The sequence below is a fragment of the Rhodococcus sp. SMB37 genome, from assembly GCF_004345605.1.
Classification (GTDB): Bacteria; Actinomycetota; Actinomycetes; order Mycobacteriales; family Mycobacteriaceae; genus Rhodococcus.
In genome coordinates, this window is the sequence record NZ_SLVY01000014.1 from 1 (window position 1) to 17,799 (window position 17,799).

The window sequence follows — 17,799 nt, forward strand, 5'->3', positions numbered from 1 at the left end:
CGGGTAGTCGATCGTGGAAGCACACCGGATCCACGGTTTTCCACGTCCAATCCGAACTGCTCAGGCCAGCGCGTCACCCGCGCGAAAGATTGAGGTTAGCAGCCCTGCGGTCCATCACAGCGGCATCGCTTCGCGGCGGATGTCATCGTCCAGTCGGGGCTTCAGCCCGCCGTAGTCGATCAAGTCGATTTCTCGACCGAGGATATGCTCGATGAGCTGCTTGAAGCGGATGAACCCGAATGACGATGTCTTGTCGGGTGTTTCGACGATCAAATCGATGTCGGAGTCCTCCCGGGCCTCGTGTCGTGCGACCGAGCCGAAGACGGCGAGGCGCGTGTAGCCGTAGTCGGCGGCAAGGGTTTTCAAGATCGGTGTGGCGGCTTCGATCAGAACCTCGGGGTGTACGTCGTCGAGCTCAGGGGTGAACTTGAGTTGCTGGCTCACCGCAGGCTGGGAGATGCCGAGTGCTTGGGCGATCTGCCGCTGGCTCATGCCGGTGGCGACCATCGCCCGCAAAGCGAGTAGGCGGCGCAACCGCGCGACGTATTCGTCATGGCGGGCGTCGTGGTACACGGCCAGCAAGGTCATAAGGCTATCTTATCAGCATCCGACGATCTGCCTCGGCCGGCGGTGGTGTGACCGCGAAAAGAAGATCGCCTGGCTGCAGCTCCTTGCCCACCACCCGTATCCAACGCTGCTACTTCCACATGTTCCAGGTCGTCCGACGCCACCATCCTCGAGCCCGACTCGACGCCGGCCGCGAAATCCATACCCTCACCCGGGCTTTGATGAATATCCGCGACATCGACCAGGCCGTGCTGTGGCTGCAGGAGTACGCGGCGTGGGAGTCGCAATCAAAGATCTCTTCCGCACGCACCGGAGTCTGCCGCCCGAGCATGCGCGTCGGGCCGTGGAGTGGAAGCTCAACAGTCTCACCGCCGAACCGCGTGATCTGTGGGGTCTGGTCCGTCCCGAGCATTACGCACCGCCGCGTTCTCAACGCAACGACGACGTGGTGGACGAACCGATCGGGCCCACGATGGGCACCGACTTCAGTTGGAGGACGGCAACGGGGTTCAGCAGGGCTGGGCCGGTCGGTCACACCGTTGAGTCCGGTCGACACGCCGGTAGCCATACACACAATCTGGCCTATAACCCTATAACCCTATAACCCGCCATCGACCGCTGACAGCAAACTGGCCCGGACTCGAATGAGTCCGGGCCAGTGATGGTAGCGGGGACAGGATTTGAACCTGCGACCTCTGGGTTATGAGCCCAGCGAGCTACCGAGCTGCTCCACCCCGCGTTGCCTGACCTACAGTACACGATGTTTCGGGGTGCAATTACCAGGGTCCATGCTCGGACGTTGGGCCGATCCACCCCGAGAGGATGAAGCGGCCGACCGCGACGGCGGTGCACGCTGTCGGCATGGCCGCGACATCGAAACCCGCATCCGAGTCCATCGTCCGCCAGCAGAGGGAGATCCTCGACAGCCTGCCCTTCTCCGACACCCAGGATTTCGAGGACGCCACCCGCGGCCTCGTGGCCCGCCGGGAACCGAACGCGGTCACCGCGGAGGACGGCACGGTCCTGTGGGGCAACGACACGTACTCGTTCCTCGAGGGCGACGCCCCCGACACCGTGAACCCGAGCCTGTGGCGTCAGTCCAAGCTCAACGCGGTCAATGGGCTGTTCGAAGTGGTCCCCGGTATCTACCAGGTCCGTGGGATGGACCTGGCGAACGCCTCGTTCATCGAAGGCGACGAGGGCGTGATCGTCGTCGACACCCTGCTGTGCGCAGAGACCGGTCGCGCGGCGCTCGAGCTCTATCGTGAACACCGCGGTGACCGCCCGGTGAAGGCGATCGTCTACACCCATCCGCACGCCGATCATTTCGGCGGCGTCAAGGGCTTCGTGTCGCAGGAGGAGGTGGACGCCGGCAAGGTCAAGATCTTCGCACCGGAAGGATTCACCGAGCACGCGATCTCCGAGAACGTATTCGCGGGCACCGCGATGAACCGCCGCGCCGCATACATGTTCGGCGCCGCCCTCGCGCGCGGTCCGCAAGGCCAGGTCGGCGCCGGACTGGGGCAGACGCTGTCCACCGGTACCGTCACGCTCATCCCGCCGACAGACATCATCACCACCACCGGCCAGGAGGTGACCGTCGACGGCGTCCGGATGATCTTCCAGATGGCGCCCGAAACAGAGGCGCCGGCGGAGGTGTTGTTGTACTTCCCGGACTTCAAGGCACTGTGTTCGGCCGAAGACGCCACGCACACCTTCCACAACCTGCTCACCCTGCGCGGCGCGGTCGTCCGCGACCCGCACGGCTGGGCCGGCTACCTGACCGAGACCATCGACCTGTTCGGCGACGACGTCGAGGTCGTGTTCGCCTCCCACCATTGGCCGACGTGGGGTAACGAGCGGGTTGTCGACTTCCTGACCAGTCAGCGCGACCTGTACGCGTATGTGCACGACCAGACACTCCGCCTGATCAACAAGGGCTTTACCGGACCCGAGATCGCCGAACAGATCCAGCTGCCCCCGTCGCTCGAGAACACATGGAGCGCGCGCGGCTACTACGGCTCGGTCAGTCACAACGTCAAAGCGATCTACCAGCGCTACCTCGGCTGGTTCGACGGCAACCCGGCAAGCCTGTGGGAGCACACCCCTGTCGAGCAGTCGAAGCGCTACGTCGAGTTCATGGGCGGTGCGGACGCGGTCGTCACGAAGGCTCGCGAGTCGTTCGCTGCGGGTGACTACCGCTGGGTGGCGCAGGTGGTCAACCACGTGATCTTCAACCAACCCGACCATGCAGAGGCGAGGGAACTACTCGCCGACACTTATGAACAGCTCGGTTACGGCGCGGAGAACGGCACCTGGCGCAGCTGGTACCTCTCGGGCATGACCGAGCTGCGTGAGGGACAGTTCGGCACGCCGACCGAGACGAACGCACCCGACGTCATCGCGGAATTGACCCCGGACATGCTGTTCGATTCGATCGCGATCCAGGTCGACGGGCCGCGGGCGTGGGACGAAAAGCTGTCGATCGACGTCGTGCTCACCGACGTCGACGACCGGTACCGCCTGCGCCTCGCAAACGGTGCGCTGACCTACAGCACCCGTCCGCAGAAGGGCGCAGCGGACGCGACCTTGACCACCACCAAGGCAGCGCTGCCGGCGATCGCGCTGGGTGGACTGTCGGCCGACGGTCTCGCGAAGGCCGGCATCGAACTGGACGGCGATCCCTCGGTTCTCGAACGACTTGCGGCTGTCCTGGATCCGGGTAACAAGAACTTCGCGATCGTCACACCCTAGGAGTTCTGTTCTCGATCCGGTCCGATCCGAGGGTCTCGGAGTAGTACCCGCGGATATGGTCTTCGATTCGCCGGCGGGCGAGGTCCGCATCGCCGGCGCGCACCGCGTCGATCAGACCGCGGTGCTCGTGCCGCAGGCGTCCGCACGTCGTCGGCCAGATCGCGAGCGGTGCCCCGGCCAGGACGTATCCCTCGATGGATTCGCGTAGTCCTGCCATCATCGCCGCGATCACCTGGTTGCCTGCGGCGTCTGCCATTGCGATGTGGAACTGCGAGTCGAGCACCAGAAACTCGTTTGCTGCGAGCGCGGTGTCGTCCATCGCGTCGAGCAGCTCCTCCGCATTGCCCAGATCCGGTGTGGGGTTACGGGTGGCAAGCAACTGCATCACCTCGGTTTCGAGGACGAGGCGCGTCTGCACGACATCGGCGACCGGGAAATTCTGGGCCGCGACCTGCATCCGCATGAGCATCGTCATGCCGCCTGTGGGGCGCGACACGATCATCGCGCCGGAGGTGGGCCCCGATCCGGTCTGCGACTTGAGCAGGCCCAGCGCCTCCATCACGCGCAGCGCCTCCCGTACCGACGACCGCCCGACCCCGAGATCCGCGGCGAGTACACGTTCACCGGGCAGGCGCTGGCCCGGGGAGAGTTCCCCGGATACCAGCATCTGCTCGAGGTGGTTCAGTACGTGTTCCCACGCGCGTGGCTCGGACTGTGGCGACATGACTCGACAGCCTATGTGTCGGGGCAGGTCAGGGCAGCATCCAGGACAGCACCGGCGTCGACTGCAGGTACACCAGCACGCACAGGACCGCGAGCATGCCGATGCTGTACCAGACCACCTTGCGCAACAGTTCCGGCTCACTACCGGGCCGGTCGACGGCGGTGGCCGCGATGGTGAGGTTCTGCGGACTGATCAACTTGCCGACCACACCACCGGAGGTGTTCGCCGCAACCAGCAGCGTCGGATCGATACCGGCGGTCTGGCCCGCAGCCTGCTGCAGGCGAGCGAACAGCGCATTGGCCGAGGTGTCGGATCCGGTGACGGCGGTGCCCAGCCAGCCGAGAATCGGTGAGAACAGTGCGAAGATCGCCCCGGTTCCCGCGAGCCACGTGCCGATCGCGACGGTCTGCCCGGACTGGTTCATCACGTACGACAAGCCCAGCACCGTCGCGACGGTGGCGATAGCGAGGCGCATCTTCCATGCGGTGCTCCCCAGGGTGACCACGGCCAGACGACCGGTCATCGGGAACTTTCCGGCGTGGTTCCATATCGCGTAGACCACGGTGACGATGGCGCCCGAGAGGAGCAGGAGTGTGCCCGGAGTGGACAGCCACGGCAGCGTGTAGATCGCGCCCGTCGAGGCGGACCCGTCCTCGTTGAGGAGATTTCCGTACAGGCCGGGCCACTCGATCTTGATATCGGTGGAGGCCAGCCACTTCGGGATGTCGACTCCGAGGGTCCACAGCTTGGCAATGCCGAACACCACGATGACGAGCAGGTAGGGGAACAGGGCGAACATCGTGCGGGTGGGGCCGATGGCTTCGGCCGACGCCTGTGAGAGCTGGTCGTCAGGGGTGCGGGGACCCCAGAAGCGCAGCATGATCACTGCGGCGGCCAGGCCTACCAGCGAGGCGACGACGTCGGTCAGTTCGTACGAGAAGTGGCTCGAGCACCAGAATTGGGCGAGCGCGAACGCGGCGCCGGTGACCAGTGCGATCGGCCATACCTGGCGGAAGCCGCGGCGACCGTCCACGAGGAACAGCAGCAGCATCGGCACGAACAGCGCCAGTAGCGGGGTCTGACGTCCCACGACGGCGGCGATCTCGGTGGCGGGGATACCGGTGAGGTTGCCGGCGGTGGTGATCGGAATTGCCATGGCACCGAAGGCGACCGGTGCGGTGTTCGCGACCAGGACGGTGACGGCGGCGCGGATGGGGGGCATTCCGATCGCGATGAGCATGGCGCCTGTGATGGCCACGGGTGCACCGAATCCGGCGAGGGCCTCGAGCATGCCGCCGAAGCAGAACGCGATGAGCATCGCCTGCACACGCATGTCGCCGCGGCCGACCGAGTTGAACACCTGCCGGAGGTCTTCGAACCGGCCGCTGACGACGGTGAGTTCGTAGAACCAGATCGCGGTGACCACGATCCACATCACGGGGAACAGGCCGAACGCAATGCCTTGCAGGGCCGACAGTCCGGCGAGCGGTGCGGGCATTCCGAACCCGATCACCGCGATGAGGAGTGCAACCGCGAGCGCGCCGAGCCCGGAATACCAGGCCTTGAGTTTGAATCCGGCGAGCAGGACGAAGAACGTCAGCAGCGGCACCAGGCCGAGCAGCGCGGAGGCGGTGAGGCTACCGGCGACGGCGGTCGTCGACGGTGTGAAGGTCACCGCAAGCAGATCGGTTTCCACAAGGGGGCTCCTGAGGTCGCGGCCGCAGTGCGCGGCGACTGGCTATGTGGTCGGACCACGTGGTCAGACCACAGGGGAAGCTACACCATGATGCGGGTCACAATCGAGTCCCGATGCAGAATCGAGAAATTTCGAAATCTCGTGACGGGCTCCACGATCATCCGCTAGGGTGTGGTCAGACCACACAAGCCGATGCGGAGTTCCCCATGCGAGTCGCGCTGTTCGCCACGTGTCTGGGCGACACGTTGTTTCCGAATGCAGTCAAAGCCACCGCCCTCCTGCTGACCAGGCTCGGGCACGAAGTCGTCTTCCCCGACTCCCAGACGTGCTGCGGCCAGATGCACATCAACACCGGTTACCAGCCCGATGCGCTTCCCCTGGTCGAGAACTACGCGGGCACTTTCGGAGACACGTCCATCGATGCAGTCGTCGCGCCGTCCGGGTCCTGCGTCGGATCGGTGCGACACCAGCACGAGATCGTCGCGTCGCGATACGGCAGCGCGAGCCTGTGCGGTCGTGTGGACACGGTCAAAGCCAAGACGTACGAGCTGTCGGAGTTCCTCGTCGATGTCCTCGGCGTCACCGATGTCGGTGCTTACTTCCCGCATCGCGTGACGTACCACCCCACATGTCATTCGCTGCGGATGCTGCGTGTCGGCGACAAGCCCCTCCGGCTCCTGCGTGAGGTCCGGGAAATCGATCTCGTCGAGCTCCCCGAAGCCGACTCGTGCTGCGGCTTCGGTGGCACGTTTGCGATCAAGAATGCGGAGACCTCCACCGCAATGCTGGCCGACAAGATCCGCAACGTCTCGACCACGGGCGCCGAGTTCTGCAGCGCGAGCGATTCGTCCTGCCTGATGCACATCGGCGGTGGCATGTCGCGATTGCAGACGGGAACCCGCACCATCCATCTCGCCGAGATACTCTGCGCTACCGACTCGAAGGTGGTGCCGGCATGACATCCACCTCACTCGGACTCCCGTCGATACCGCCGCGCGGATTCGGCAATCTGCGCGGAACCGAGACGTTCCCGGCCGCGGCGCATCACGAGCTCGCGAACGGACAGCTGCGGCGCAACATCGGCAAAGCGACACACACCATCCGCGCCAAGCGACTCAACGTCACCGGTGAGATCCCCGACTGGGAACAGTTGCGCGACGCCGGTGCCGCTGTGAAAACCGATGTACTGAACCGGCTTCCCGAGTTGCTCGAGCAACTCGAAGCTGCGGTGATCGCGCGCGGCGGGGTCGTGCACTGGGCCGCGGACGCCGCCGAAGCCAACGCCATCGTGACGCGGCTCGTCCGCGAGACCGGATCCGACGAGGTCATCAAGGTCAAGTCGATGGCCACGCAGGAAATCGGCCTCAACGAGCACCTCGAGGACGAGGGAATCCACGCCTACGAGACCGACCTCGCCGAGCTCATCGTCCAGCTCGGACACGACAAGCCGTCGCACATCCTGGTGCCGGCCATCCACCGGAACCGCACCGAGATCCGCGAGATATTTCTGCGCGAGATGGCCGGCGTGGACCCGAATCTCGACGACAATCCCGCACATCTCGCCGAAGCGGCACGCAAGTTCCTCCGCCGGAAGTTCATGACCGTTCCGGTCGCCGTGTCCGGAGCGAACTTCGGGATCGCGGAGACCGGCACGCTCGCTGTCGTGGAGTCCGAAGGCAACGGTCGCATGTGCCTGACCCTGCCCGACACCCTGATCACCGTCATGGGTATCGAGAAGCTGCTGCCCACGTATCGCGATCTCGAAGTGTTCCTGCAGTTGCTGCCCCGGTCGTCCACGGGCGAGCGGATGAATCCCTACACCTCCATGTGGACGGGTGTCACTCCCGGCGACGGACCGCAGAACTTCCATCTCGTGCTTCTCGACAACGGCCGCACCGCGGCGCTCGCCGACCGCGTGGGACGCGAAGCACTGCACTGCATCCGGTGCTCGGCATGCCTGAACGTGTGCCCCGTGTACGAGCGCACCGGCGGGCATGCCTACGGATCGACGTACCCTGGCCCGATCGGTGCGGTGCTCAGCCCCCAATTGGCCGGCATGAGCGAACCCGGCGACCCGAACGCGACCCTGCCGTTCGCCTCGAGCCTGTGCGGCGCGTGCTTCGACGCATGTCCGGTGAAAATCGACATCCCTTCGCTCTTGGTCGAGCTGCGGCACCAGAAGGTCGAACATGCGAAGTTCGGGCCTGAGGCCGCGCTGATGAAGGCGGCTTCGGTGGCGATGTCGTCGTCTGCGCGTTGGACCGCGGCGCAGAAGGCTGCCGGCGCGTTGCGGATCGTCGCGGGAAAGAAGGGCAAGATCTCCAACCTTCCCGGACCACTCGCAGGATGGACGGCAGCTCGGGACATCCCGGCACCTCCGAAACAGACCTTCCGGCAATGGTGGCACTCCGACGAGGGCGCCGCGGCGATCGCGCAGGCGCGCGAGAACGGAGAGGCGTGATGACGTCGCGCGACACGATCCTGGGACGCATCCGCGACGCCGGGGTACTGGCGCCACCGATGCCAGTGGAGATTCCACGTGAATACCGCACCGGCCGAGTGCTTCCCGACGACGAACGCTACGAGCTGTTCGTCGATCGGCTCGTCGACTACAAGGCCCATGTGCATCGCAGCACGGTCGAGGAACTGCCCGCCACGATAGCGCGTGTGCTGAACGAACGAGGCGTCCGCCGGGTGGGGATACCTGCGGGGCTGGACGCTTCGTGGCTCTCCGAGTTCGACGGTGAGACCGTCGTCGACAGTGCCGACGTCCCGGCGCCGGAGCTCGAGAGTCTCGACGGTGTCGTGACCGCGTCGACGGTGTCGTGCGCCGAGACCGGCACGATCTTCCTCGACGGCCATTCCGATCAGGGCCGCCGGGCTCTGACGCTGGTGCCCGACCTACACGTGTGCGTGGTGCCGATGAGCAGCGTCGAGGTCGGGGTACCGGAGGCGCTGGCCAGGTTGGTGCCGGAGCGGCCCACCACCATGATCAGCGGGCCCTCGGCGACATCCGACATCGAACTCGAACGTGTCGAGGGAGTACACGGCCCGCGGACCCTCGACGTCGTGATCGTCTGACCGCAGGTCGGGGGAACACTGTGGTCAGGATCGATCGATCTGTAAGCGCGGTAGTTCGACACCGGGATGGCCGGGTGCATTCGGTGCGGTGCGAAGCCGCCACAGTCGCAGAGCGAGATGGGTGTCCAGACTTCCCGGTGCCCGACGCCAGCGGTCACCGAGAATCGTGTCGATGCGGTCGGAGCGTTGACGCACCGTGCTCACGTGGACATGGAGCGCGGCCGCGGTCCGCGCGAGATGACCGCCGTTCTCTAGATAGTGCCATGCCGTCGAACACAACTCGGTCCTCCGCTCCCGGTCGTACGAGATGATGGGGCCGAGGAAGCGTTCGATCAGATGATCCACCCATCGTTCGTCGCGCGCCCCGGTCACCGCGCCTGCCAGACCCAGGCCGACGACGTCGGAGGCCTCACCGGATCGTCCGAGTGCTCGCATTGCCGACACGACTGCGCGGGCTTCGTCGTGTGCAACCCGGATCTCGCCTAAGCACGACGCATGAGAGCTGCCGACGAGGACCGTTATTCCCACTGCACGTAGGGAATCGGAAATCGCCCGTCCTCGTCCAGGTCGCTCATCGGACGAACGAAGAACACAGATGTGCCCGGTGTGTACGGCGACGAGTGCGGGTGCACCGGCCACCACCGACTTGATCGCTGCGACTGCTGCCGATTGTCGTGTGCCCGTATTGCCTTCACACACATACAGGTCGAACTGCTCGCCTTCGCGGAAGCCGTATGACTCGAGTTTCGACGCGATCGCCGTTTCGCTGCGTCCGCTCATGTCCATCAGCAGTTCGATCATCTCGAACTGTTCCCGATTCCGGGATGTTTCCAAGGTTCGCTCGAACAGTCTGGCCGTGGAGACGAATACAGAGGCTCGAGAGAGTATCTCGCGCCGACCGGGGCCGTCCTCGGCGACGAGGGTGGCGAGATGTTCTTCACCGGCGGATGCTGCCATGACCAGAAGCGGGGTGCCGGCTGCGGCCACCAGCACTGCGGCCTGCTCACGGTGGGAGACAGCCACGGAGGTACGCGCGTCATCCCCGCGTAATCTCCGATCGGCGGCGACGGCAGAGCCGGCGACGAGGCGGCCGTCGGGATCGGCGATGCCCACCGGCGTGCCGAGGAACTCGCCGAGCACGTCGGCGATTCCTGCGAGCGTGCTCGTTCCCCGCAGTGCTGCCATCAGACGGTCGTCGAGGAGAAGCAGTGATTCGAGTTCGTGCTGTCGGCGTCCGGTCGACGACATCGTCCGGGAGAGCACCGTCCGCAGCCGCGATGCCTCGTTGCGGATGCGTAGGTGTTCGTAGGCGACTCCGGCCTGCGCTGCCAGATCGACAAGCGCGGCGACTGTTTCGTCCGGGAACGCGGTGCAGACCCGATGGGCGACGAGGAGCGCGGCCACGACACGTCCGCCGACCCGGACCGGGGCTCCGGCGATCGAACGAACACCTTCGCCCCGGACGATCGCGTCGATTCCCGGCAGGTGGTTCATGTCGGGGTCCGCGAGATAGTCACGGGTCTGTGTCGGTGCGTTTCCCGCGGCGACGGTCCCGAGGATTCCGGTGCCCAACGGCATCCGGATCGTGCGGTATTCCTCGGTCTCCACACCGACGGTCTCCGCGATGTGCGTCTCTCCGCTCTCGAGGTCGTTCACGCTGAGATACGCCATATCGACACCGAGAAGGGTGCGGGTGCGTCGCAGGATGCCCTGGAGAACCACCCCTCCGTCGCGGACGCTGGTGAGGTCCTCGGCGCACTCCCGCAGGACTCGGCGCACCTCGTCCGTCGTCGGGACGGCGAGAGCTGGGCTCGGGTCGGCGGGCTGTTCTCGGCTGGGTGTGTTCATCGATCCTCCACGCAAGAGTATGGCGCTCAATGTCACCTATGGCCCTTCAATATGTCACAGAGAGCCATATCTGCGATGGGCGAAATCGGTCATGGTGAAGGTCACCAAGAACACAAGGAGGTTGCCGTGGTCGACATGAAGGTGCACGTCCTCTCCACCGGCGTGATGGAGACGGATCTGACGTGGCTGCTGCTCCAGGGCGGTCACACGATCCGTGACCGGCACCACAAGAATGAGCCCGTGGTGTGGCGCGATTGCCCCACCCACGCCGTGCTCATCGAGCATCCAGACGGGAACATACTGTGGGACACCGGGGTTCCCCGAGACTGGGAGGAGCGCTGGGCGCCGACGGGTTTCCACGACTTCTTTCCGGTGCGCGAACCGGTCGACGGACCGGGGTACCTCGACACATCCCTCGCCCAGCTCGAGATGACGTCCGACGACGTCGACATCCTGCTCCTGTCGCACCTGCATTTCGATCACGCCGCGAACGCGAAGATGTTCACGAATCCGAAAACGCGGATCCTGGCGCAGGCCGACGAGATCGAAGGTGCGAATGCGATCACGGGCTATTCCAGCGGAGCGCACATCGTCAGCGACTACGACGGACTCGACCTCGAAGCGGTCCACGGCGACTCGGAGATCGTCCCTGGGGTGAGCGTGATTCACACCCCCGGGCACACCTGGGGCACCATGTCGTTGCAACTGGACTTGGAGAACGACGGCACGAAGATCTTCACGTCCGACGCCGTCTACCTCCAGGAGAGTTGGGGTCCGCCGGCGGTCGGCGCGGCGATCGTTTGGGACAACGTGCGCTGGCTCGAATCAGTGGAGAAGCTGCGAGGAATCGCCGACCGCACCGGTGCCGAAGTGATCTTCGGGCACGATGCCGAACAGCGGAAGAGTCTGCGGCTTGCGCCCGACGGATACTACAGCTAGGCGGGCCGAAATGATTCTCTACGACTTCGGCTGCGACAACGGACATTGCTTTGAAGCAGCTGTACCGAACATGAATTCGCCGGCTCCGTCGTGCATCGCATGTGGTGGTGCCACCCGGCGGCGACCCACACGTGTACGGATGGGTGCCGTCGCGTCGGCCGGTCCGAGCCGCGAGCAGATGCCGAACACATGGCGGAGTGTGCGCGGCGGCGACCGAGAGACGGTTGCCCACTGGCACACACTCGCCCGTCGGCGCGAGTCACTCGAGGAGCGGTATCCCGAACTTTCCGGCGATCGACGTCCCGTCCTTGCACACGAAGGCATCTTCGCCGACCGCCCGCTCCGTGCCGGTGACGACATCCAGGCATCGGTCGCGGATGCACTTGCGACGGGCGGTGGACACGCACACTCCCACGGAAGCTCGAAGAACACAGCGAAGGAAGGGGATACGGCGTGAAGATCGCCGGAGCAATACTCGAGGAGATCGGCCGGCCGAGACCGTACGCGGAATCCCGGCCCATCCGCATTGTGGAACTCGACATTGATCCTCCCGGACCGGGAGAGATCCTGGTGCGGATCGAGGCAGCGGGACTGTGCCATTCCGACCTGTCTGTTGTGGACGGCAACCGGGTCCGTCCCGTTCCGATGCTCCTCGGGCACGAAGCGGCCGGCCGTGTCGTCGAGACTGGCCCCGGTGTCAATGATCTGAGCCCGGGTCAGCGGGTCGTGATGGCGTTCCTGCCGCGGTGTGGAGAGTGCGCGAACTGTCGCACTGATGGGCGGCTGCCCTGCGCCCCGGGCTCGGCTGCGAACAACGCCGGAGAGCTCCTCGGTGGTGGCAGGCGGCTGCGCTGGGACGGTGAGGAGATCCACCATCACCTGGGTGTGTCCGGCTTCGCCGATCATGCCGTCGTCGATCGTCGTTCGGTTGTCCCCGTCGACGACGACATCCCGCCGCACGTCGCTGCAGTCTTGGGATGCGCTGTCCTCACTGGCGGCGGTGCCGTCATCAACGCGGGTGACCCCCGAGATGGTGACACCGTCGTCGTGGTCGGTCTCGGCGGTGTCGGCATGGCCGCGCTGATCACCGCGGTGTCGCTCGGGCGCGGTGCAGTCATCGGTGTCGACGCGGTCCCCGGCAAGCTCGAACGTGCCCGGCAACTCGGCGCAAGCGCGGTGTACACACCGCAGGAGGCGCTCGATGCGGGGATCAAGGCCCCCATCGTGGTTGAGGCTGCGGGTAACGCCCGCGCCTTCGAAACCGCGGTGCTGCTCACCGGCGCCGGCGGCAAGACGATCACGGTGGGTCTGCCCGCGCCCGATGCGCGGGCTACGATCGCGCCACTCGGGATCACCGCGGAAGCACGCACCATCATCGGAAGCTATCTCGGGTCCGCCGTGCCCGCTCGGGACATTCCGACCTTCGCCCGATTGTGGCGCGACGGAAAGCTTCCCGTCGAGCAACTGATCTCGTCGACAATCACGATCGACGACATCAACGAGGCTATGGACAACCTCGCCGACGGCAGCGCAGTCCGTCAGGTGATTCTGTTCGAGAAAGGACAAGAGCCATGATCATGGAGATCGAAAGATCTTTGCTGGCAACCTTACCCACCGGTCTCTACATCGACGGTCGGTGGCGCGATTCGTCCACCGGATCACGATTTGCCGTCGACGACCCAGCGACCGCCGAGGAACTGACGACCGTGGCTGATGCGTCCCCCGACGACGCGCGGGCAGCACTCGACGCCGCAGTCGCGGCGCAGGAGTCGTGGGCGGCGACACCGCCGCGGGTCCGAGGGGAACTGCTCCGGAAGGCATACGAGGCGGTCATCGCCCGCGTTGACGACTTTGCGTTGCTCATGACCCTCGAGATGGGGAAGGCGCTACCGGAGGCGCGAGGGGAGGTCGCCTACGGCGCGGAGTTCCTCCGCTGGTTCAGCGAGGAAGCGGTACGCATCGACGGCCGCTACACCACCGCACCCGACGGCGCGTCGCGTCTGCTCGTGTTGAAGAAGCCGGTCGGGCCGTGCCTGCTCATCACACCCTGGAACTTCCCGCTCGCGATGGCCACGCGCAAGATCGCACCGGCGCTGGCCGCGGGGTGCACCACGGTGGTGAAGCCGGCAGCACTCACGCCGCTGACGACATTGCTGTTCGCGCAGATCCTCGACGAGGTCGGCGTCCCGGCCGGGGTCGTCAACGTCGTCCCCACCTCCGGTGCGGGTGCCGCCACGGGACCGCTGATCGCGGATCCGCGATTGCGGAAACTGTCGTTCACTGGCTCGACGGAGGTCGGGCGGAAGCTGCTCGAACAGGCATCGACGAACGTGCTGCGCACCTCGATGGAACTAGGCGGCAACGCACCGTTCATCGTCTTCGAGGACGCTGACCTCGACGCGGCAATCGAGGGTGCGGTCGCCGCGAAACTGCGAAATGTCGGCGAGGCGTGTACCGCGGCGAACCGTTTCTATGTGCACGAGGACGTCGCCGACGAGTTCGCGCAGCGTCTGGCCGCCCGCTTCGAAGCAAAGCGTGTCGGTCGCGGGACCGAGGACGGCGTGGATCTGGGTCCGCTCATCGACGAGGCCGGCCGCGACAAGGTGACGGCTCTCGTCGACGATGCGGTCCGCCGCGGAGCCACCGTCGTCACCGGTGGTGCGGCGCTTCCCGGCGCCGGCTGGTTCTACCGGCCGACGGTGCTGGCCGGGGTGCCGGAGGACGCGGAGATACTGTCCGAGGAGATCTTCGGGCCGGTGGCGCCCATCACCACGTTCCGCTCCGAGGACGAGGCGGTGGCCCTGGCCAACGGCACCGACTTCGGCTTGATCTCGTACGTCTATACCCGGGACGCGGCGCGCATGTTGCGTATCCCGGAGCGGCTCGAATCTGGGATGCTGGGCATCAATTCGGGGGTGATCTCGAATCCAGCCGCACCGTTCGGTGGGGTGAAGCAGTCGGGTCTCGGTCGCGAAGGCGGACACGAAGGCATCGACGAATACCTGGAGACGATGTACGTCGGGATCGGCGGACTCTGACCGTCCGCGTCGGACCGTCGTGTGCGGGGCCGTGTCGAAGCGCACAACCCCGCACGCGATCATACGGTGGCGCCGAACTCGACCCCCGGCACCGAGAACCGCCACCCGCTCACCGGCCGGCACCCTGTCGCGGAGCACATCGAGGGCACGGTCCGCAGCCCCTCGATGTGGTGATCGTCTGAGCGCTCAGGACCGACCGATACGTAGGCGCAGCAGTTCGACGCCGTCGCCGTCCAATTCGTCGAGAACTGCGGCCCTGCCTACTATCGCCAGCGCGAGTGCCTCCCCGGGACCTTGCACGACGGGCCCGTCGCCGCGTTCCCACTCCAGGTCGGTCGCGACGAGCCGGAGTTCTCGGATATAGCGTCGGGGTCGGGCGAACGGATCCGGGTGATCGAGCACGAGCCGGAGCCGGTCGGGGTCGATCGTTCGCGGAAGCCCCAGCGGCCTGCGGATGTCCTGCTGGTGGACAAGATGATCGGCAAGACACAGACGCGGAAAGTATCGGGCCATCCAACTCGTGGAGATCGAGGCCGACAACCCGTCCACGAGCCGGTCGACGGGGACCTCGCGCGCTGCGACGACGTAGTGCTCATTGAGGCGATCGGCCGACGGATGGACGAGACCGGTGAGAGCGTATCGGTGTAGGGGCACCGAATCGATCGTCAGATGGCCCGCGACGTCGCGCACCGACCACCCGTCGCAGAGCGACGGCGCGTCCCACTGGGCGGGCGTCAGTGAACGTAGGAGTTCGACGAGTTCCGCGCGTTCGGCCACGATCTGTTCTCGGATGTCCACGTCACCACAGTACGACCGCTGCGGTGCCGTTCCGCCCGTGAATTCTCACAAGCGACGTACCCTGGACGTGGTGATCAGGTGCCGGTGGTGATCGTGTGACAAGGGCGCGGGTGGAGGACATTCACAAATTGGCGTCGGTCATGCCCGACGTCACGATCGAGGCCGGGCCCAAAGGCCACTCCGTGTATCAAGTGGGTCGTAAGTCGTTCGTCTTCTTCCGTACGCCACGTCCGGACGCGAAGGACCCCGACACCGGCGAGCGATACACCGATGTGGTGGTCTTCTGGGTGGCGTCCGAATCCGACAAGCTCGCACTGATCCAGGATCCCCACACGCCCTTCTTCACCACCCCGCATTTCGACGGTCACCCGTCGGTCCTCCTGCGCACGAGCCGGATCGGCGAGATCAGCCGTCAGGAGCTGGCCGAGGTGATCGAGGATGCCTGGTTGGCGCAGGCATCACCGCGCCGACGTCAACGGTGGCTCGCGGAACACGACATGTGACGACGCAAGACGCCGCACGGTCAGCCATTCTTCAGCCGCCATTCCGCGAGGTCGATTGTGCTCGAGATGGATTCGATGAGCGAAACGAGTCTCTCCTCGGGGCCCGGCGCGCTGAGTATCGCGTACCGGTCGGCCTCGCCCATCGGGATGTGCCGAGCAAGAGCAAAGAGCCGCGCGCCGGGATCGGTCGGAAGATCGTCCGGCGGGGGCGCCGCGCGCCCCTCGGTGAGTTTGTCGAGCAGACCGTAGAGCCTGCCCAGATACACGGTGAGTTCGCTCAGATCCACGGTGCCGGAGTCGGTGTCGGGCCACTCCTCTACCTCAGCGCGCGGATACGGATCGTCGGGAAGCCATCCGAGGATGCGAATACGTTCTTCCGCAATACATTCCAGAGTGTGACGTCCACCACCGAGCTCGTTGTCGACCATGATGCGAGCCACGGCGCCGACGTCGGTGCGCTGATCACCGCCACCTACCTCGTGCCCACGGGAGATGAGCACGACACCGAATCGCGGGCCGTCGGGTGAAGCCATACAGTCGCGGACCAGTTCTTGATACCTCGGCTCGAACACCCGCAGGGGAAGGTGGTCTCCGGGAAGCAGTGCCGTACCCAGTGGAAACATGGGGAGAGTCGGCATCAGGGCATCCTCAACCGTGGTGTCGGAGGTTCCGGGATCGGGTCGCCGCGTTCGATCTCGGTGAGCAGATGGTCGGCCCACGCGGAAAGCCCGTCGATGTCGAGACCGTGGGGTGGTTCGTCCTCGTAGTGACGTATTCGCGCCTGCCCCTGCTTCAGCACCGACGTGGCGCCTTTCACGTTGCCACGAAGCAGGTGGGTGAGCCCGACCGAGAGCTGTGCCAGACCCTGCCACAGGGGGCGCTCCTCGGGCTCGCAGGACTTCCAGACCGACTCGAACACCTCGTGGGCGTGGAATGGGTACCCGTGGTCGAAGAGGCGTTGACCTTCGGTGATCGCCTCGTCGGGGTCGAATTGCGCGTCCTCGGGAATTCCCTCGACCCCCTCCTCGCCGTAGGGAAGGGGGCGACCCAGTGCGTCGCGAGGTCGTGCGTTCTGCGGTTTCCCGTCCGAGGTCCGGTCCCGATCCGACATGGGTCCAGGTTAGTCCACCGTGTGTCCCCGGCGGCACCTTCACGCGGAGCGGGATCCCCCGATGGACGATTCGACGATCACGATCAGGGTGTCGGTGAGCAAGGTGTGGACTTGATCGCGGGTCAGTGATCGGCGTTCGATCCATTCCCGGCCGGTGGATTTGATCAGACCGCCGTAGGCACGAATCATCGGGTGGAGCGCGAGGGCCTCTTCCTCGGTGATGGCAGGTCCGAGCGCCTCGAGCAGGCGATCAGCGGCAAGGTCGTCCGCGTCGCTGAGGATCTTGCCGACGTCCGGGTCGCTTGCCATGCCGCCGCCGGCGACTGCGACGAGCCAGGTCTTGCCGTGTCGTTCGAGGATGCTCAGGAACCAGTCGATGAAGGCGTCCGCACGCTCGGCGAGGGTCCCGTCGGGGACGGTGACGCGATCCGGAGGTGGCACGGTGACCATCGCTTTGATGACCTCGAGATAGAGGTCGCGCTTGCCTCCGAAGTAATGGTTGATGAGTCCCCGCGCGACACCGGCTTCTTTCGCCAGTTCGGTGGCCGACACCGACGCGTAGGGGCGTTCGCCGAACAGTCGGATGGCGCAGTCGAGGATCTGGCGGCGACGTGCGTCGGGTTCGAGGCGCTGTCGCCGGGGTTCGGCCTCCAAGCTCATGGAAATACCCTCTCACTCCTGGTGGCCCCCGTTTCGCGTGGGCGAAATTCTGACCCGGGAATTGTTATTGACAGTGTGCC

17 protein-coding genes, 1 tRNA gene and 1 pseudogene are annotated in these 17,799 nt (G+C 65.5%); 9 read left to right on the top strand and 10 right to left on the bottom strand.

Features of this window, described 5'->3' with window-relative positions:
- Window positions 1-114: 114 nt before the first annotated feature.
- Window positions 115-588, bottom strand: coding sequence for a nucleotidyltransferase family protein (locus EV641_RS20590; RefSeq protein ID WP_054717717.1), 474 nt, complete (start codon window positions 586-588; stop codon window positions 115-117).
- A 40-nt stretch (window positions 589-628) separates the two neighbouring features.
- Between EV641_RS20590 and EV641_RS29905 the strand changes: the two are divergent.
- A pseudogene (locus EV641_RS29905) lies at window positions 629-1,110 on the top strand (hypothetical protein); the annotation flags it as partial.
- Window positions 1,111-1,229: 119 nt separating this feature from the next.
- On the opposite strand, the gene EV641_RS20595 reads toward EV641_RS29905, so the two are convergent.
- Window positions 1,230-1,306: transfer RNA gene (locus EV641_RS20595), tRNA-Met, on the bottom strand.
- A 122-nt stretch (window positions 1,307-1,428) separates the two neighbouring features.
- On the opposite strand from EV641_RS20595, the gene EV641_RS20600 reads away from it, so the two are divergent.
- Window positions 1,429-3,321: an alkyl sulfatase dimerization domain-containing protein gene (locus EV641_RS20600; RefSeq protein ID WP_132474198.1), complete on the top strand. Its 1,893-nt coding sequence runs from the start codon at window positions 1,429-1,431 to the stop codon at window positions 3,319-3,321.
- Here the strand turns inward: EV641_RS20600 and EV641_RS20605 are convergent.
- Together EV641_RS20605 and EV641_RS20610 are read right to left on the bottom strand one after the other, a co-directional pair.
- Complete coding sequence (locus EV641_RS20605; protein ID WP_132474200.1) at window positions 3,311-4,045, bottom strand: FadR/GntR family transcriptional regulator; 735 nt, start codon at window positions 4,043-4,045, stop codon at window positions 3,311-3,313. The two genes, EV641_RS20600 and EV641_RS20605, sit on opposite strands and share 11 nt — an antisense overlap.
- A gap of 28 nt (window positions 4,046-4,073) precedes the next feature.
- Entirely contained in the window at window positions 4,074-5,741 is a 1,668-nt protein-coding gene (locus EV641_RS20610) for an L-lactate permease (RefSeq protein WP_132474202.1), read from the bottom strand.
- Window positions 5,742-5,947: 206 nt separating this feature from the next.
- On the opposite strand from EV641_RS20610, the gene EV641_RS20615 reads away from it, so the two are divergent.
- Genes EV641_RS20615 through EV641_RS20625 form a run of 3 tightly spaced genes read left to right on the top strand, consistent with a single transcriptional unit; the run spans window position 5,948 to window position 8,822 of the window.
- Window positions 5,948-6,700: a (Fe-S)-binding protein gene (locus EV641_RS20615; RefSeq protein WP_054712979.1), complete on the top strand. Its 753-nt coding sequence runs from the start codon at window positions 5,948-5,950 to the stop codon at window positions 6,698-6,700.
- Entirely contained in the window at window positions 6,697-8,202 is a 1,506-nt protein-coding gene (locus EV641_RS20620; RefSeq protein WP_054712981.1) for a LutB/LldF family L-lactate oxidation iron-sulfur protein, read from the top strand. The genes EV641_RS20615 and EV641_RS20620 overlap by 4 nt, the downstream gene beginning before the upstream one ends.
- Window positions 8,202-8,822: an LUD domain-containing protein gene (locus tag EV641_RS20625; RefSeq protein WP_132474204.1), complete on the top strand. Its 621-nt coding sequence runs from the start codon at window positions 8,202-8,204 to the stop codon at window positions 8,820-8,822. The genes EV641_RS20620 and EV641_RS20625 overlap by 1 nt, the downstream gene beginning before the upstream one ends.
- Before the next feature lie 24 nt (window positions 8,823-8,846).
- Here EV641_RS20625 and EV641_RS20630 read toward each other — a convergent pair whose 3' ends face one another.
- Window positions 8,847-10,670 (bottom strand): GAF domain-containing protein, encoded by a 1,824-nt coding sequence (locus EV641_RS20630; RefSeq protein ID WP_054712983.1) that lies wholly within the window; start codon window positions 10,668-10,670, stop codon window positions 8,847-8,849.
- A gap of 135 nt (window positions 10,671-10,805) precedes the next feature.
- Here EV641_RS20630 and EV641_RS20635 point away from each other — a divergent pair, with 135 nt between their 5' ends.
- Window positions 10,806-11,609 (top strand): N-acyl homoserine lactonase family protein, encoded by an 804-nt coding sequence (locus EV641_RS20635; RefSeq protein ID WP_054713008.1) that lies wholly within the window; start codon window positions 10,806-10,808, stop codon window positions 11,607-11,609.
- A 259-nt stretch (window positions 11,610-11,868) separates the two neighbouring features.
- On the opposite strand, the gene EV641_RS29315 is transcribed toward EV641_RS20635, so the two are convergent.
- A complete protein-coding gene (locus EV641_RS29315) occupies window positions 11,869-12,012 on the bottom strand; it encodes a hypothetical protein (RefSeq protein ID WP_158289201.1) in 144 nt (47 codons plus the stop codon).
- A gap of 50 nt (window positions 12,013-12,062) precedes the next feature.
- Here EV641_RS29315 and EV641_RS20645 point away from each other — a divergent pair, with 50 nt between their 5' ends.
- Together EV641_RS20645 and EV641_RS20650 are read left to right on the top strand one after the other, a co-directional pair.
- Window positions 12,063-13,184: an alcohol dehydrogenase catalytic domain-containing protein gene (locus tag EV641_RS20645; RefSeq protein WP_132474205.1), complete on the top strand. Its 1,122-nt coding sequence runs from the start codon at window positions 12,063-12,065 to the stop codon at window positions 13,182-13,184.
- Entirely contained in the window at window positions 13,181-14,647 is a 1,467-nt protein-coding gene (locus tag EV641_RS20650) for an NAD-dependent succinate-semialdehyde dehydrogenase (RefSeq protein WP_054712987.1), read from the top strand. The genes EV641_RS20645 and EV641_RS20650 overlap by 4 nt, the downstream gene beginning before the upstream one ends.
- A gap of 186 nt (window positions 14,648-14,833) precedes the next feature.
- Here the strand turns inward: EV641_RS20650 and EV641_RS20655 are convergent, their stop codons facing one another.
- Complete coding sequence (locus tag EV641_RS20655; RefSeq protein ID WP_054712989.1) at window positions 14,834-15,445, bottom strand: maleylpyruvate isomerase family mycothiol-dependent enzyme; 612 nt, start codon at window positions 15,443-15,445, stop codon at window positions 14,834-14,836.
- A 140-nt stretch (window positions 15,446-15,585) separates the two neighbouring features.
- On the opposite strand from EV641_RS20655, the gene EV641_RS20660 reads away from it, so the two are divergent.
- Window positions 15,586-15,948, top strand: coding sequence for an MmcQ/YjbR family DNA-binding protein (locus tag EV641_RS20660; RefSeq protein WP_054713010.1), 363 nt, complete (start codon window positions 15,586-15,588; stop codon window positions 15,946-15,948).
- A 20-nt stretch (window positions 15,949-15,968) separates the two neighbouring features.
- On the opposite strand, the gene EV641_RS20665 is transcribed toward EV641_RS20660, so the two are convergent.
- The 3 genes from EV641_RS20665 to EV641_RS20675 are packed head-to-tail and all read right to left on the bottom strand — an operon-like array spanning window position 15,969 to window position 17,719.
- A complete protein-coding gene (locus EV641_RS20665; protein ID WP_132474207.1) occupies window positions 15,969-16,586 on the bottom strand; it encodes an LON peptidase substrate-binding domain-containing protein in 618 nt (205 codons plus the stop codon).
- Entirely contained in the window at window positions 16,586-17,059 is a 474-nt protein-coding gene (locus tag EV641_RS20670) for a DUF309 domain-containing protein (protein ID WP_054712991.1), read from the bottom strand. The genes EV641_RS20665 and EV641_RS20670 overlap by 1 nt, the downstream gene beginning before the upstream one ends.
- Window positions 17,060-17,098: 39 nt before the next feature.
- Window positions 17,099-17,719, bottom strand: coding sequence for a TetR/AcrR family transcriptional regulator (locus EV641_RS20675; protein WP_054712993.1), 621 nt, complete (start codon window positions 17,717-17,719; stop codon window positions 17,099-17,101).
- Window positions 17,720-17,799: the final 80 nt, after the last annotated feature.